This is a genomic window from Ruegeria sp. AO1, from assembly GCF_056535985.1.
Map to the genome: position 1 here is coordinate 1,253,137 of NZ_JBQFJC010000001.1, position 14,722 is coordinate 1,267,858.

The window sequence follows — 14,722 nt, forward strand, 5'->3', positions numbered from 1 at the left end:
GTGGGCGACGTTTCCCGTTTCAGTTCGTTCAGCCGCTGCGTTCAGTCTGGCTGATGCTGAGGTTGCATGCTTGCGCAAGATCAAGGTCCTTGACCGCTTTTCCTGTCATAATTTTGCGCGCGCGAAATCCGACCAAAGGAGGAGGCTCAAAATGTTGGAAGACAAAAAGTCACCGCAACTTTTCACTGGAATGCATCCGCTCTCTGACAACTTTCGGCGTGAAATGGAAACCTTGATGTCGCGTTTTTTGGGGGGAGGATCACCCTTCCTGCCGATGGAAACGGCTGCGCAACGCACGGGTTTTCCGTCTCTTGATATGACGGGCGCGATTTCGCCGGCAATCGATGTCCAAGAAACGGATTCTGCGATTGTCCTGACGGCTGAATTGCCGGGGCTCGAAGAGGATGATGTGGAAATTGAAATCAAGGACCGCAGGCTAATCTTGAGCGGTCAGAAGAAGATTGCGCATGATGAAGCGGGCGATTTGCGTGTAAGCGAAAGAAGCTATGGCAGCTTTTCCAGAGCCATGTCGCTGCCGGACACTGTAGAAATCGACAGGATTTCAGCCACATTCGACAAGGGCGTTCTGCATATAGAAATGCCGAAGACTGAACCTCAGGATCCAAGCCGTAAGATCAAGGTATCGTCTAAATAGACAGTCTGGTGGCTCGATACCGCGCATAAAAATGCCAAGGCAGAGGGTCGATCATGGATCGGCCCTCCTAGAGTTGCGGCCTGATAAGTGTTTTTGGTTGAGACCGGGCAGACATCGCAAGTGTCTGTACAAACGTGTTTTTTGCACGTTCGTACCAGTCCATGGGTTTGGCGTTGAAGCGTGGTAGAATGCCATAACGCGTTTGGGTAGGGGGCCATAATGCGAAAACCAGAAGAGAGTGGCATGACACCCTCAGGACATGCTGGTGAAGGAGAGGTGCGGGCCTTTCTGGAGAGCCTGACCGGACCATCGCGCGGCCAGGTGAACTGGCTGGTCGATAAAGCCCTAACTGTTTCAGTTGACGAGGGCAGGGTGCTAAGCCTTCGACCTAAAGACGACCTGCCTCCGCATGACAACGATATTGCGACCCTACAGTGGGCTGACGACGGCTATAAGATAACCGTGTCGTTAGGGCGCAATGTATGGGTGAACGGGCAAAAAGCCTCATCGGCGCCTCTTGACCATGGCGACATGATCGAGTTTGGCGAAAAGGGCCCCATGTCTCGATACAGGTTGTGCGATCATTCATTTCCCGCGCACCATACAGTCGAGGATATCCTAAGTGATGCATATGCTTACACCCGAACGAGCCGTCGACCTTTCGCCAAAAAGATGTCTGGTGCCTTGCGCGATAGTGGGCGGCGGCTTGCCTCTCAAACCACGATACTGTTCAGGATCACAGTTCTTGCAACGCTTCTTGTGATCGCGGGGTTTGGGTACCTGCTGTATCAAAACGACCGGCGCTTGGCGGATAGTATCGAACAGGAGTCCCGCAAGATTGAAGCGGTCGCAGTTATGCTCGCACAGACGCGAGAAGACGCACTTACGCCTGATGACTTGGCTTCGTTGCGCGACGCATTTGAGAACCAGGTCTTATCGACCGAGGAGCGTCTTGGAACCTTGGAGCAGCGGGCGGGAGCACCCACGCGCGTGATCGCTGCGTCAATTCGATCCGTCGCTTTCCTCCAGGGAGCTTATGGGCTGCGCCACGTGGAAAGCGGCAAGATTTTGCGGCATGTGTTGGGACCGAACGGAGAAAACCTGAAAACCCCATTTGGCCAGCCTTGGATCGAACCGGACGGGGCCGGCGAACCCGCAGAATTTCAATTCACCGGAACGGGCTTTTTGATTGCTGGGGTACCGTTGATGGCCACCAATCGCCATGTCGCTTTGCCTTGGACTTCGGGGAACCGAGAACAAGCGCTGATAGACGCGGGTCTTGAGCCAGAGATGTTGAGGCTGCTGGCCTATTTGCCTGATCAAACGGAACCAATAAAGGCGCGTCTGGTCCGATTCAGCGACGCGGCAGACTTGGCGATTTTGGCAGTTGAGCCAAGCCGCGTTCAGGACCTCGGAATTCCTTTGGCGGATGCCACGTCGCGCGTAGGTGAAGAGCTGTATCTGTTGGGATATCCAACGGGTTTGAAGGCTTTGATCGCGCAGGCCGGTCCGGGCTTTTTAGGGGAACTAGAAGCAGAAGGAACGTTAAACTTTTGGTCGATCGCGTCCCGGCTTTCTACACAAAGCAAGATACACCCGCTGGCAAGCCGAGGGATTGTTGCGCGGACAAGTGGGAGCGCCATCGTTTATGACGCCGAGACCACAACCGGTGGGAGCGGGGGGCCAGCATTGAATCGGCGGGGTGAGGTCGTTGCCATCAATGCTGCGATCCTGCCCGAGTTTGGTGGCTCAAACATCGGCGTCCCGGTCTCACATCTCAGAGCTCTGCTGGGAGAGGTTGAAAGCCAGTGATCATTCGCTCGTTCGGAAGCGCGAGTTTTGAACAAAAAACACTGTGACCAGTGGAACGATCACCGAGATCACGGCTACGGAGATCAGCAAGTACCCAAGTTCACTGTAGTCCGCGGTGGACGTGACCGTACCGGTTTCTGGATTTGTGACAGCGCGTGTGACGACGAATGTTTGGTTGAGGTATTTGGTGCTGAGGCTGCTGGCCGACAAAGCCATGTTGGTAAACGATGCCATCACCGCAAAAAAGGTCGCTTTCAACTGAACAGGGGCATTGCGTGCGATCCAAGCCAACATCGGGACCATTGCGATCTGTCCAAGCGGCGACTCAACGGCTGTGTCAAGAATGGCAATGAACCTTGCGTCGACAACTCCGCCGGTACGCGCCGCCGTCCATTCATGCACGCCGTAGTAGAGGGCAAGATTGGGCAGGGCGAGTACGCCCGCCGCAATCGTCAGCAACACCACCACATGCGCAATGGAGCGATTGGCCATAAATGGTCGAAGGACGATTAACCCGAGCAGGGCCAGCATCGAAGTCAACAAAGCCAGGATTGCCAGGAACTGTTCATCGAACCCCAGTTCATCGATTTCAAACCATGTCAGGCCTGGTCCCGGTAGCGGCACAGCGCGGAATACAAAAATGATTGTCGCTGTCCCGATTAGGGCTTTGGCTTGGGCCGGTTCCAACTCTTTCAGCAGACGCGACATGAGGTAGAGGATCACCGTCAGGGAAACCGCAAAAACGGTCTCTTGCGCAAATTCGAAATCCGCGGTTCCCAGCACGATGCTAAGCAAAACGAATGCAAGACCGCCGAGCAATATGGACCATCTGACTTCGGTGGCTTCATCCGGCGTATGGGGCGGGTGGCCGCGCTTGACAAGCTGACGCTGGATAAAGCTGTGAAGAACCACTCCACTGACGGACAACACCGGTATGGCCAGAGCTATCAGGTATACTTGGCCATAAAGCGCAAGGCGTTCGGATTTTTGCAGTTCTTCGGTCCCAGAGAATATCCAGATGTTTACAGCCGCAACCGCCGCGAACCCGGAAATGATCGAAACTCTGCCCAAGGTTTGCATCGTCGTGTGCTGAGCACGGGTTTCTTCTGGCGTAAACGGTAGGCCGCGCTGGTCAACCTTTGGGACCGCCTCAACAGTCATGGCGTCAGCGACAACATCCTGAATGGCATAGCCGGAAGGCGCCAAGAGGAGGGCAACAACATACCAGTCTTCCAACGGCATGAACTTGGACATCTGTGCAGGCGCGGTCACGAGACCGTACATTGTGAGCAAAGACAATGTGATCAAGGATGCGCCGAACAAGATCAGCAAGGACTTCCAACGCCAGAACAAGTCCACGACATGGCCAAGTGGCATTTTGAGGATCCAAGGGAGACCGGCCCAAAATGCAAGTCCTGCAACGAAAGAGGCGGATAAATCGAGATAGTCTTTTAGGAAAAAAGCTCCGACGACTGAGGTCAGACCGGACACACCGGCCGCGAAATAGACCATCAGTGGCGGCAAATAGGACCATTGCAGCTGCTGAACCAGATCCACAAACGTTCTATGCCACCAGGCCGAAAGTTTTGATCCTATGGAAGCTTGGTCAGTCGTCATATGCTGTGGCAGCTCGCTGAGGCCTATGGTTCATTGTATCTAGTTAGAGAAATCCAGATCCAAAAAGCAATGCGCTGGTGATCACCCCAAGGATCGGTACCACAAGAGGAACACGGAAGTGTTTGGCGGCCTCGTCCGGCTTCATCTTCAGCAGGAACAGCGAGACATTGACCAGTACAAAGACACCTAGAACGATCTGAGACGTGCGCTCTGCCAGAGTACCAATCGGTATAGTTTGGGTCAGGAGAACGATGATTGCGACGACCAACAAAGTAGCGACAACAGGTGTCTGAGTTGCTTTCGGGACAATCGCCAGAACCTTCGGCAAATGGTCACGGTCAGCTAGGCCGTAGATCACCCGTGAGGCCATGATCATCTGGATCAGTACTCCATTGACTGTCGCCACAATCGCGACTGCGGAAAAGCCTTGTTTGATCACCTCGGGTGCGTTTGAAAACACAAGCGCGAGGGGGGCTGCAGATGTCGACAGAACATCGATCGGAACAACAAGTAGAACCGTTATTGAGGTTCCTAGATACAGTACCGTCGCCAGAACGAGCGTTAGTAAAATCGCTTTTGGGATGGTGCGGACCGGGTCTTTGACCTCTTCTGCGACATTGGCCATGTCCTCGAAGCCAACAAATGCAAAGAAGGCGAGGAGTGATGCCGCGAAAATTCCTCTCCACGCGTCGAGTTCAAGCGGGGGAAGCATCGAACTGATCCCGTATCCCTGCGGATCCTGAATTGACATGCCCCAGCCAATCAAAAAGAGAAGGCCTGCGATCTCGATGATCGTAATGACAGCCGCGACAAAAACCGACTCGGTGATCCCCCAAAGCGCGATTAGACCCATGATCAAAACGACGCTGATGGTCAAAATAGGGATCGCAAAACCGGTTAAAGCGTGCAGGTATGAAGCTGCGCCAATTGCAACTGCAGAGGCAGAGATAATCCCTGAAGCTGCGACCGCGAGGCCGACGAAAACCGCCATCCATCTTTTCTGGAATCCCGCCTCAACATAGGCTGCTTCACCTGCGCTGACGGGAAATCGCGTTGCGAGTTCTGCATAAGAAAGCGCGGTGAGTGATACGACGAGTGCGGCTACGACGAACGAAAACGCTGCAAACGGTCCGGCAATGTCTGCTGTCGCGCCGACCAAAACATAAATGCCCGCTCCGACCGTTACCCCGAGGCCATAGAGCGTGAGCAACGGGGTAGTAAGGGCTCGTCTGAGTTTCTGTTCGTTTGGATCAACAGAGTTCATAAGCGATTTCCACCAACTGCCCATTCAGAACGTCGTCAGTGGCGTCCTTCCCAGTTTTGTCCGCGATTGGCGGAGCGGCGCGATCCGATGGTCAAAGCTTCATCGAATGCCTTGTGTCTCAACGTCTGGGCGCATCGTGCGCCAAAAAACTAACTGGGGGCTCGCCACCACTTCTGCCGAGCCCCCAGTGGGTGGAACTTCCACTCCTTCAGAATTCCGTTCACCTTTGTGTTTGCTTGGGGACAGACGGGTGAACGTAGAACACGCTGAAACATTCGTATTTCACTATGTGATTCTTGTTGGTGCTTTGATCTATGTCAATCAACTCGCGGTCGCCGGTCTGCGAGGCTGAATCCAAACCAACTGTCGTTTGCCGTCGGACTCAAAGGCAAAGCAAACATGGCAGGCGGTTTGAGATTTAGGGTGGAAGGCAGTTCGTGATGCTCTGGAACCTGTTACCAGCCCTGGGCGGCATCGGCTTGTTCCTTATCGGCATGCTGTTGATGACGGACGGTTTGAAGGCTTTGGCAGCGGCGCGACTGCGAGATATTTTGGGCCGGTTCACGTCGACACCGTTTACCGGGGCGGTAACTGGCGCGGTCACGACAGCTGCGATCCAGTCTTCCAGTGCGACGACTGTCGCGGCCGTCGGATTTGTCGCGTCTGGTCTTCTCACCTTTCCCCAAGCGCTTGGGATCATCTTTGGGGCCAATATCGGAACGACCATGACAGGTTGGCTCGTCGCGCTCTTGGGGTTCAAGCTGGACCTTGGGCAAGTGATGTTGCCCGTTGTTTTTGTTGGGGCTTTGCTGGCGCTTTCAGGAACAAAAGCGGTTGCCGGCATTGGGCTGGCGTTGGCCGGCTTCAGCTTGATTTTCATTGGGATCGAGCAGCTCAAGTCCGGGCTGGACGCCTTTCGCGGCGTAGTTACCCCTGCCGATTTTCCGCCAGATACATTACTGGGCAGGCTGAAGCTTGTATTGATCGGCGTCCTTATCACGATGGTGACGCAGTCTTCGAGTGCTGGTGTTGCAACGGCATTGGCTGCGTTGAGCGCCGGTGCTGTGAACTTCCCTCAAGCCGCGGCTCTCGTCATTGGAATGGACGTGGGGACAACTTTCACCGCTGTTCTGGCCACCTTGGGTGGGGGCACTATGGCGCGTCGAACCGGTTTTGCGCATGTGATCTACAACGTGATGACAGGAGCAATGGCATTTTTTCTGCTGGGGCCGTTTACTTCGGTCTTTGTAAGTGGGACGGGGGCCGGAAACTCACTGACTGCGCTTGTCGCGTTCCATAGTTTCTTCAACGCCATTGGCGTAGCGCTGATCTTGCCGTTCGCGAAACCCTTCGCCAGATTTATCGAGGCGCTCGTACCCGACAGAGGTGCTGAGTTGACGAGGTCTCTGGATCCGCTGGTTCTTGGGGTACCCGAAATAGCGGTGGATGCAGCAAAAGCTTCAGTCGAACAAATTGTAAGGGCCGAAGTGGGGCACCTTCGGTCATGTATGGGGGCATCTCTGCCAAGCGGACCCGGCTATGGGCGGGATAGCATTGAGATGGCTGTTTCTGAGGCGCGCTCGTACCTAGACAAGATTGAACTGCCTAGCAGGTCCGAGGCAGAGATATCCAGCATCAAGGGTATGTACCATGTCCTCGACCATCTTGACCGGCTGCTTTACCGGTGTAGCCAAGATGATCGGATAAGCGAGTTACCGAAAGACCGGCGTTTGAAGCGGCTTGCTTCGGTGTTGATTGCAGCAACTGACGGCCATTTAGAGATCGACAATCCGGTGCAGTGTGAAAACACGCTGAACCGTCTTCGCCGTTTTCTGCGGCGACAGAGGAAACTTCGCAGAGACTTGCTCATTTCCGACGCGGCAACTGACAATCTGCCGGACGACGTGGTTTGGGCTCGGCTGGATGCCCTCAGATGGTTACATCGCGTGTCTTATCACCTCTGGCGCATTCGTTGGCATTTGAACGCATTGGAAGGAGCGCCGTCTGGGCGCAGGGGTGGTGAGGTCAATGACGAACTGGCGTAGTTGGAGGCTAGCCTGGATTAGACTCGGCACTAGCTCGAACGTTCTTCGGCTGAAACGGCAATCTTCGTGCTTAAGCGTGCAACATGAGCAAGGTCAAAGAAGTTTCTTAAGGATGCGGTTTAATAAGATCTGCATCCGGGGCAGCAAATTGGAGGAGCATATGAAGATTGTTCGCGGGGTTTTACTGGCACTGTTCGTCACGGGACCTGTACTGGCGCAGGACGTCAGCGTCGACGAAGGGCGTGATTTGTACCGGACGTATTGCTGGCAATGTCACGGTTTCGAAGCGACCGGAGACGGGCCGATGGCGGAAATGATGGCTATTCGAACGCCCGACCTTACCAAATTAGCGGGCCAAAACGACAGTGTTTTTCCGACAGATCGCATAGCTGAACAGATTGATGGTCGATCCCAATTGCTCGCGCATGGGGGCGAAATGCCGATCTTTGGCGCGGTGTTTGAAACAGACCAACAAATCGCGGTGGCTTTGCCCAACGGGCAACGAATGATGGTTGGCCTGCCGTTGGCGAATTTGCTCGCCTTTTTGGACTCGATCCAAGCCGACTAGTCACGGACCAATCTGCTAGTCCGTATCAGCCGTGCGTCTGATTGACATGAGAGTCAGTGGCGGCCCCAACACTTCGAAGGCCACAGTGCTGGCAAGAGTAAAGGCCATGATGGACGATGCCCAGTTCGGAAATTGCTCTCCGGCAACGAGGGCCATTCCTACCGCGACACCAGCCTGTGGCAACAAAGCGGGGCCGTACCAGCGGGTCTGATGGCGAGGCAGGCCGCCCAGTCTCGCTCCGCAATACCCTCCCACAAGACGGGCCACGGCGCGTAAGATCAGGAAAAGAGCACCAGCCCAGCCCATCAAGCCGAAGGCTTCGATATCCAACGTGGCGCCAGCCAACAGGAAGAACAGGATCATGAATGGCCACTGAATGTGCTCGATCTCATGAAAAGCACGGTCGTGATGGCGGGCAAGATTCCCGATAACTGCGCCCGCAACCATGCCTGCTACCAAAAATGAAACCTCCAGCCAAAGCGCGAGGCCCGCTGTCAGAAAGACTATGCCCACTGCTTCTGCCTGCATTGGCTCTCCCGGTTTTAAGCGGCCGGTCAGGTAAGCGGATGGCACGCCCAGTGCGGCACCCAAAAGAATCGCCCCTCCGAAATCCCACATTGCTGTGGTCGTGACGGTGGTCCAACCGTCCGAATGACCGGCCAGAACCAGGGCGATGCTGAAAACGATCAGACCCCAAGCGTCATCAATTGCGACGACGCCCTTTAGTGTCTCAGTGAAGCTGTTAGACACTCCAGATTGCTTGATCACGTCTGTCATGGCGGCCGGAGCTGTAGCCGTGGCAATTGCCGCCAGCACCAATGCCAGCCCGAAGGGTACGCCGATTGCGGTCAATCCAGCAGACACGATAACAAGAGTTGCAATCACGATTGAAATCGAAATCGTCAGAATGGCTCGGCCGTGCCGAACCAGGTTCTCGCGGGTCAAAGATCCTCCAAGAAGGAACGCGACCATCGTCAAGGCCACAATGGAAATCTCGTCGAACCACATTGCAACGTCGAGTGGGATCAACCCCAATCCGGCGTTCCCGGCGATCAGACCGAGGAACAGCAGAGTTGTCACACGAGGAAGATGCGTGGCCCGGCCCAGTTGATCGGCCGCCAATCCGGCAAGAAAGAGGACACCAAGGGTAATCAGAAAGCCGGCAATGTGCATAGAAACCCAAGCGTTAAGTTCTTGTCTAAACTACTCTAACTCCAACACTGCCTTCTAGGAACCGATGTCGGAGAGAATGCGGGGGTCCCGTCGTAGCTTAGGCCGAAGACCTGAAAAATAAGGGATATTGATCTGTATTAAGGCGAAAGCGTGCCGCAAGTGGCACAATGACTCATTCAGAAAATGAGGAGGAACTTTCGATGCCGACAAAGAAATCCAACACAAACAGCCCGACTTCACTGTTGGATGTTTTCAAGCAAATGCAGCCGCCCGTATCTGGCAATCCGGCCTTCGCTGCCCAGATCGAACAATTTTGGGACGCGCAAGAAAAATTGCTCGAAGAAACAGAGGCCTTTGCACAGCATTGGTTCCAACGGCGTCATGAGGCGGTTCGGACGGCTCTACAAGCTGCACGCAATGTGTCTTCAGCGAACCCGTCCGATCCATCGAAAGCCTTCCAGAGCATGGCAGAATGGCAGCGCCATTCGGCTGAGCGGTTGGTTGCTGACGCGCAGGAATGGTTCGAAACTGTGTCCCGATGTGCATCTTATGTCGCAGAAACCGAAGCTGAAGCTGTTGAGAAAACAGTTGGTGATGTTGCCGCCGCTACAAAGAGCGCGGGGAAATCTTCAAAGTCTGAGCCTGTGTAGGGTTCCTGCTGCCGAATTACCAAACCGAAATCATCTGAGCAGTAGATAGGAGGTCAAATGTACAAGAATATCCTGATCCCGGTTGCTCTGGACAAAGAACACGACACTCAAGCGTCGTTTGAGGCCGCGCGCCAATTGGCTGATGCCGACGCTGTTTTTACCGTTGTGCACGTCCAAGAGCCTATTCCGGCGTATGTAGGGTCTCAGATTCCAAGCGAGGTGCTTGCACATACGCGGCATGAGATATTGGAGAACCTGCATCAGACTGCCTCTGAGATTCCTGACGCGAAGGTACAGCTCATCTCTGGGCACGCGGGTAGGGCAATTGTCGACTTTGCAAATCAGAACGACGTTGATTGCATCGTCTTAGCGTCGCACAAGCCAGGATTCGAGGACATATTTCTAGGTTCCACTGCGAACAGAGTCGTGCATCATGCCAAGTGTTCGGTTCACGTAATTCGGTGATCCAAAGCTAGAGATACGAGATTCTTTTGTAATGGCCCCTTACTTGCTGAACCAAAATAAAGGCTTGTCAGAGGAACTTGTCTTGAGTCGGGTAGGGGGCTTTTGTAGCCCCTGCTCGTGAAAAGACGAGTTCCCTTCAAGTGTTATAAAACCAGCCCAGAAATCATTCTCTTGGCGGTAATGCTACGTGTTTGGTTTCCTCTGTCGCTTAAAAATGTGGGAGACCTGATGCGTAAGCATGGCATCGAAGTCAGCCACAAGACCGTGCGGTAGTGGCGGAACTGGTTTAGCCCGATTTTCGCATCGGAAATTCGGATAAAACGGATCCAGCAGTTGCGGGCATACCCAAAATTGAAATGGCAGATCGGTGAAGTGCTTGTTGAGATCAATGGAAAGTGGCACCACCTGTGGCGCACCGATGATCACGAAGGAGAGGTGCTCGAAGCTGTCGTCACCTATCGCCGAAGCAGGCGGAAAGCATAGAAATTAATAGAGAAATTTATGAACCGCTACGGTGTTGCGGAGAATGTGGTCACGGATCCTTTCGTATCATATCGGGCTGCTCTCAAAGAACTTGGTGCCAAGGGAAAACAACAAACGGGCAGTTTGCTCCACAACCGTGTTGAGAATTCGTACCTTCCTTTCCGACGACGACCATCCGCCTGCCGTTAGTTAAACTTGTTAACTTGCGTCGGGTTGGTTCTCTGGGCGCGCCTGATCAAAAGCGGCAAGGGACAGCGCGTGTTTTTCGATCTCTAGCAGTCGAGTAAAGCGTGTCATGTCCACCCCCCAGCGATGCGCGTTATAGAGCTGGGGGACAAGGCAGATATCGGCGAGGGTCGGGGTATCTGCGAAACTATAACGGGTGTTTTGCGGCAACAGCGCCTGGTAGGCGACAAACCCTTCGGTCATCCAATGGTGGAACCAATCGGTCTGACCGGCAGAGTCCATTCCCATTTGAGATTTGAGGTAGGTCATGACCCTCAGGTTATTCACCGGGTGGATGTCCATCGCGATGGCGTGCGCGGCGGCCTGGACACGCGCGCGCGGCAGGGGGTGGGATGGAAGCAGCCGAGGTTCTGGCGCGATGGCCTCCAGATAGTCGATGATTGCAAGCGACTGGGTCAGGGCTGTGCCGTCCTCCAGAACCAGGGTCGGAACACCCTTGCCAGGGTTGAGCGCGGTGTACCCGGGTTCGCTTTGCTCTCCGGCGACCAGATCGACCGGGCTGTAGTCGTAGCTGAGGCCCTTTAGGTTCAAGGCTATGCGAACCCGATATGAAGTCGTTGAGCGCCAGTAGGAATAGAGTTTCATGATATCATCCTGTCGTTGCTCCAACATTGTTACATTTGCAACGAAATTCAACTGGAAAAACCGCGACGTCAGTCTGGCGTCTTGCCAAGGCTGTTTTAAGTGATCCTCTGAGCACTCGATGTTGACAAGATCGGGGTGTTGCTACGACAAGCAGACGGGGTATGCGTGAACTTGAAGTTGTGTCCTTATGTGACCGCAGCGCATGCTAAAACTTCGGGCTGAGGCACGCCCGCGTTACCATCTGTCAACCCGATTGAGGGGTCTTGAAAAATGAACATAGCCTGCTGGTCTGGCCCCAGAAATCTATCCACTGCGATGATGTATGCTTTCGGCGCGCGCGAGGATTGCGCCGTCTGGGATGAGCCGTTCTACGCGGCCTATCTGGCCGAGACTGGGCTGGATCACCCGATGGGCGAGGAGATCGTTGCTGCCGGCGAAACGGACCCCCTTCAGGTCGGCCAGGGTTGCGCAGCGCAGCCGCCCGAAGGCAAGGCGCATATCTACCAGAAACACATGACCCAGCATATGGTTTGGGGCTTGGATCAGCTCTGGATGGATGGGCTGAAACATGTCTTTCTGATCCGCCACCCAGCGCGTGTGCTGGCCAGCTATGCCGCAAAACGCGAAAACCCGACGCTCGAGGATATTGGTTTTTTGCAACAGGCCGAGATTTACGATCTGATCTGCGCGCGAACCGGGGCAGGGGTGATCGTCGACAGCTATGACATTCGTCAGGCGCCCGAACGGATGTTGCGGAAACTATGTGCGGCAATTGATTTGCCCTTTGACCCGGCCATGTTGTCTTGGCCTGCGGGCGGCCATCCGTCGGACGGTGTGTGGGCCAGCCACTGGTACGGGGCCGTGCATGCCTCAACCGGGTTTGCGGGCGCTGAGGGGGCGCTCCCGACCTTACCGCCTGCGCTTCAATCCGTCTGCGACACGGCGATGCCGTATTATGAGCGGCTCAAGGCGGATGCGCTTGTTCTGGAAGGTGATGCATGACGACCGAACTCTCAACTCATGACGCGGAATACGATGCCCGCAACGAGGACCTGAAAATCTGGGTCGATGGCGCGCTGGTTCACAAGGATGAGGCTAAGGTCTCGGTCTATGATTCCGGGTTCATGCTGGGGGATGGCATGTGGGAAGGGCTGCGGCTCTATGATGGATGCTGGGCCTTCTTTGACGAACACATGGATCGGCTGTTTGACAGCTGCAAGGCCGTGTCTCTGGACATCGGCAAAACGCGTGAGGAAATTCACGAGATTCTGGACGCCACCGCCGCCGCCAATGGCGCAACAACCGATGCTCACGCGCGACTGATGATCACGCGCGGTCGCAAGGCCAAGCCGTTTCAGCATCCCAAGCTGTCGCGCTGGGGGCCGACGATTGTAGCCATCGTCGAACACTCCAAACCCGCCGAGGCACTGACCGCGCGGGGGATCCGTCTAGCGACCGTGCCCCAGGTGCGTGGGTTGCCAACTAGCCAGGATGCGAAGTTCAACAGCCACTCCAAACTGAACTGTGTCATCGCCTGTTTGCAGGCGGAACAGGCAGGCGCGGATGAGGGGCTGATGCTGGATCCGCATGGCTTTGTGAACACCACCAACGCCTGCAATTTCTTCATCGTGCGCAAGGGCGAGGTTTGGACATCGACCGGTGACTACTGCATGAACGGGGTGACCCGGCAGAAGGTGATCGACCTGTGCCGCGCCAATGACATTCCGGTTTTTGAAAAGAACTACTCTCTCTACGAAGCCTATGGTGCGGATGAGGCGTTTCTGACGGGCACCTTCGGCGCGCAGACCCCGGTGGCCGAGATCGACGGCAAAAAGATCGGAGAAGGCAAGGCCGGCCCTATGACATTGCGCATCCGTGCGCTCTACAAGGAACTGGTCGCCCGGAACGTGGCTGCGCAAACGTGATCCTTGGCCAACCAGCGGGGTCGTGATCGCGCCGCTTGGGGTGTCCTGCGTCAGGGAAAATAAGAGCCATGTAGTGCGGGTGAAAAAACAAATTTCATCTAGTCTAGGCGTTCGACAACGCTTATGATAGCGCTAACTGTGGGGCGCACGTGGTCGCCATTCAGAGCTGGGCACTAAGGCATCCGCCACCTTTAGTGGAGTTGGGACCTGTTCGGCGGTGTTATGAGCGCAGTAACTCGGGTTGGTCTTCAGGCTGCCTTTGGACAGGACTACAGGTGTCGCGGCACTGAGCGGTCCGATGGAAAAATGGGGGCGGATTTGCAGATCGAACAGGTGCGGTTGCAAGACAAAAACATGTCCGTCAGCCTTCTGAACTATGGCGCAATCACCCAAGGGTGGTGGATAGACGACACGCCGTTGATCCTCGGATATGACGATCCTCAGGCCTATCTGCGGGATCCCTTCTATCAGGGGGCGATTGTTGGGCGCGTGGCAAACCGGATCAAGGGCGCGAGCTTTGACCTCGCGGGTACGCGATACCGGCTGGACCCGAACGAGGGCGCCAATACACTGCATGGCGGGGCCGAGGGCCTGTCCCGCCAAATCTGGACACTGCAGCAGCTTTCGGATCGTGAGGCGGTGATGAGTTATCTTTCCCCCGATGGCGAAGGCGGCTTTCCGGGCGAGGTCAGGTTCGAGCTGCACGTATCGCTCCGTTTTCCCAATCTGACCTATACCATTACAGCCCAGCCGGACCGGCCAACGCCGATCAGCATTGCGCAGCATAACTACTATACGCTTGGCAGTTCTGCGGGCGTTGAAGATTTCACCCTGAAGGTGAATGCCGGGCATGTGCTGGAGACGGATGCGCAGGGTGTGCCGACCGGCAACCTGCAAGACGTACAAAACACGGCTCTGGATTTCAGGTCGCCGGGCCGCCCGGGTAAAAACGTCGATCATTTCTACGTGCTAAACAGCGACCGCGACGCGCAGCAGCCAATCGTCACGATTGACGCCGCAAATGGGCTTGGAGTGCGTGTATTCTCTAATCAGACCGGGGCGCAGGTCTATACTGCTGGTTCGCTCAGGGCACCGTTTCACGCGGGCGCTGGTCTGTGTATTGAGCCATCAGGCTATCCCAACGCGCCCAACATCAACGCGTTCCCCAGTTTGGTTTTTTCACCTGAGCGGCCCTATCATCAGACACTTACACTCAAACTCACAGGGACCTAGG

At 55.2% G+C, this 14,722-nt stretch carries 13 protein-coding genes and 1 pseudogene; 10 read left to right on the forward strand and 4 right to left on the reverse strand.

Going from position 1 to position 14,722, the window contains the following annotated elements; translation table 11 throughout:
• Nucleotides 1-151 precede the first annotated feature (151 nt).
• Together ACR3FB_RS06165 and ACR3FB_RS06170 are read left to right on the forward strand one after the other, a co-directional pair.
• On the forward strand, nucleotides 152-655 hold the full coding sequence (locus ACR3FB_RS06165) for an Hsp20/alpha crystallin family protein (protein WP_170665417.1): 504 nt from the start codon (nucleotides 152-154) through the stop codon (nucleotides 653-655).
• A gap of 243 nt (nucleotides 656-898) precedes the next feature.
• Nucleotides 899-2,467, forward strand: a complete 1,569-nt coding sequence (locus ACR3FB_RS06170; protein WP_480565093.1) for a trypsin-like peptidase domain-containing protein — start codon at nucleotides 899-901, stop codon at nucleotides 2,465-2,467.
• Here ACR3FB_RS06170 and ACR3FB_RS06175 read toward each other — a convergent pair whose 3' ends face one another.
• Nucleotides 2,468-4,084, reverse strand: a complete 1,617-nt coding sequence (locus ACR3FB_RS06175; protein ID WP_480565096.1) for an MFS transporter — start codon at nucleotides 4,082-4,084, stop codon at nucleotides 2,468-2,470.
• A gap of 43 nt (nucleotides 4,085-4,127) precedes the next feature.
• Entirely contained in the window at nucleotides 4,128-5,348 is a 1,221-nt protein-coding gene (locus ACR3FB_RS06180) for an APC family permease (protein ID WP_480565099.1), read from the reverse strand.
• 440 nt (nucleotides 5,349-5,788) lie between these two features.
• Here ACR3FB_RS06180 and ACR3FB_RS06185 point away from each other — a divergent pair, with 440 nt between their 5' ends.
• Entirely contained in the window at nucleotides 5,789-7,393 is a 1,605-nt protein-coding gene (locus ACR3FB_RS06185; protein WP_480565101.1) for a Na/Pi cotransporter family protein, read from the forward strand.
• Between the two features lie 160 nt (nucleotides 7,394-7,553).
• Complete coding sequence (locus ACR3FB_RS06190; protein WP_480539420.1) at nucleotides 7,554-7,961, forward strand: c-type cytochrome; 408 nt, start codon at nucleotides 7,554-7,556, stop codon at nucleotides 7,959-7,961.
• Between the two features lie 15 nt (nucleotides 7,962-7,976).
• On the opposite strand, the gene ACR3FB_RS06195 is transcribed toward ACR3FB_RS06190, so the two are convergent.
• Nucleotides 7,977-9,134, reverse strand: coding sequence for a cation:proton antiporter (locus ACR3FB_RS06195; protein WP_480565104.1), 1,158 nt, complete (start codon nucleotides 9,132-9,134; stop codon nucleotides 7,977-7,979).
• A gap of 167 nt (nucleotides 9,135-9,301) precedes the next feature.
• Here ACR3FB_RS06195 and ACR3FB_RS06200 point away from each other — a divergent pair, with 167 nt between their 5' ends.
• The 3 genes and pseudogenes from ACR3FB_RS06200 to ACR3FB_RS06210 form a co-directional block, all read left to right on the forward strand.
• Nucleotides 9,302-9,784 (forward strand): phasin family protein, encoded by a 483-nt coding sequence (locus ACR3FB_RS06200; RefSeq protein WP_480565107.1) that lies wholly within the window; start codon nucleotides 9,302-9,304, stop codon nucleotides 9,782-9,784.
• A 57-nt stretch (nucleotides 9,785-9,841) separates the two neighbouring features.
• On the forward strand, nucleotides 9,842-10,249 hold the full coding sequence (locus tag ACR3FB_RS06205; RefSeq protein WP_170376184.1) for a universal stress protein: 408 nt from the start codon (nucleotides 9,842-9,844) through the stop codon (nucleotides 10,247-10,249).
• 111 nt (nucleotides 10,250-10,360) lie between these two features.
• Nucleotides 10,361-10,912: pseudogene (locus tag ACR3FB_RS06210) on the forward strand (IS6 family transposase); the annotation flags it as partial.
• Between the two features lie 18 nt (nucleotides 10,913-10,930).
• Here ACR3FB_RS06210 and maiA read toward each other — a convergent pair.
• The gene (maiA, locus tag ACR3FB_RS06215) at nucleotides 10,931-11,563 is read right to left on the reverse strand and encodes a maleylacetoacetate isomerase (RefSeq protein WP_425083397.1); all 633 of its coding nucleotides are present in this window, start codon (nucleotides 11,561-11,563) and stop codon (nucleotides 10,931-10,933) included.
• A gap of 270 nt (nucleotides 11,564-11,833) precedes the next feature.
• On the opposite strand from maiA, the gene ACR3FB_RS06220 reads away from it, so the two are divergent.
• The 3 genes from ACR3FB_RS06220 (at nucleotide 11,834) to ACR3FB_RS06230 (ending at nucleotide 14,721) form a co-directional block, all read left to right on the forward strand.
• On the forward strand, nucleotides 11,834-12,565 hold the full coding sequence (locus ACR3FB_RS06220; protein ID WP_480565110.1) for a sulfotransferase-like domain-containing protein: 732 nt from the start codon (nucleotides 11,834-11,836) through the stop codon (nucleotides 12,563-12,565).
• The gene (locus ACR3FB_RS06225) at nucleotides 12,562-13,488 is read left to right on the forward strand and encodes an aminotransferase class IV (RefSeq protein WP_480565113.1); all 927 of its coding nucleotides are present in this window, start codon (nucleotides 12,562-12,564) and stop codon (nucleotides 13,486-13,488) included. Before ACR3FB_RS06220 ends, ACR3FB_RS06225 begins: the two co-directional genes overlap by 4 nt.
• Before the next feature lie 222 nt (nucleotides 13,489-13,710).
• Nucleotides 13,711-14,721, forward strand: a complete 1,011-nt coding sequence (locus ACR3FB_RS06230) for an aldose epimerase family protein (RefSeq protein WP_480565116.1) — start codon at nucleotides 13,711-13,713, stop codon at nucleotides 14,719-14,721.
• Nucleotide 14,722 lies beyond the last annotated feature (1 nt).

Excerpts from the sequence above, each read along its gene's own strand:
- ACR3FB_RS06230 (WP_480565116.1), top strand. The coding sequence starts at position 13,711 with ATGAGCGCAGTAACTCGGGTTGGTCTTCAGGCTGCCTTTGGACAGGAC.
- ACR3FB_RS06225 (WP_480565113.1), top strand. The coding sequence starts at position 12,562 with ATGACGACCGAACTCTCAACTCATGACGCGGAATACGATGCCCGCAAC.
- ACR3FB_RS06180 (WP_480565099.1), bottom strand. The coding sequence starts at position 5,348 with ATGAACTCTGTTGATCCAAACGAACAGAAACTCAGACGAGCCCTTACT.
- ACR3FB_RS06165 (WP_170665417.1), top strand. The coding sequence starts at position 152 with ATGTTGGAAGACAAAAAGTCACCGCAACTTTTCACTGGAATGCATCCG.
- ACR3FB_RS06190 (WP_480539420.1), top strand. The coding sequence starts at position 7,554 with ATGAAGATTGTTCGCGGGGTTTTACTGGCACTGTTCGTCACGGGACCT.
- ACR3FB_RS06205 (WP_170376184.1), top strand. The coding sequence starts at position 9,842 with ATGTACAAGAATATCCTGATCCCGGTTGCTCTGGACAAAGAACACGAC.
- maiA (WP_425083397.1), bottom strand. The coding sequence starts at position 11,563 with ATGAAACTCTATTCCTACTGGCGCTCAACGACTTCATATCGGGTTCGC.
- ACR3FB_RS06200 (WP_480565107.1), top strand. The coding sequence starts at position 9,302 with ATGACTCATTCAGAAAATGAGGAGGAACTTTCGATGCCGACAAAGAAA.
- ACR3FB_RS06170 (WP_480565093.1), top strand. The coding sequence starts at position 899 with ATGACACCCTCAGGACATGCTGGTGAAGGAGAGGTGCGGGCCTTTCTG.
- ACR3FB_RS06195 (WP_480565104.1), bottom strand. The coding sequence starts at position 9,134 with ATGCACATTGCCGGCTTTCTGATTACCCTTGGTGTCCTCTTTCTTGCC.
- ACR3FB_RS06220 (WP_480565110.1), top strand. The coding sequence starts at position 11,834 with ATGAACATAGCCTGCTGGTCTGGCCCCAGAAATCTATCCACTGCGATG.
- ACR3FB_RS06175 (WP_480565096.1), bottom strand. The coding sequence starts at position 4,084 with ATGACGACTGACCAAGCTTCCATAGGATCAAAACTTTCGGCCTGGTGG.
- ACR3FB_RS06185 (WP_480565101.1), top strand. The coding sequence starts at position 5,789 with ATGCTCTGGAACCTGTTACCAGCCCTGGGCGGCATCGGCTTGTTCCTT.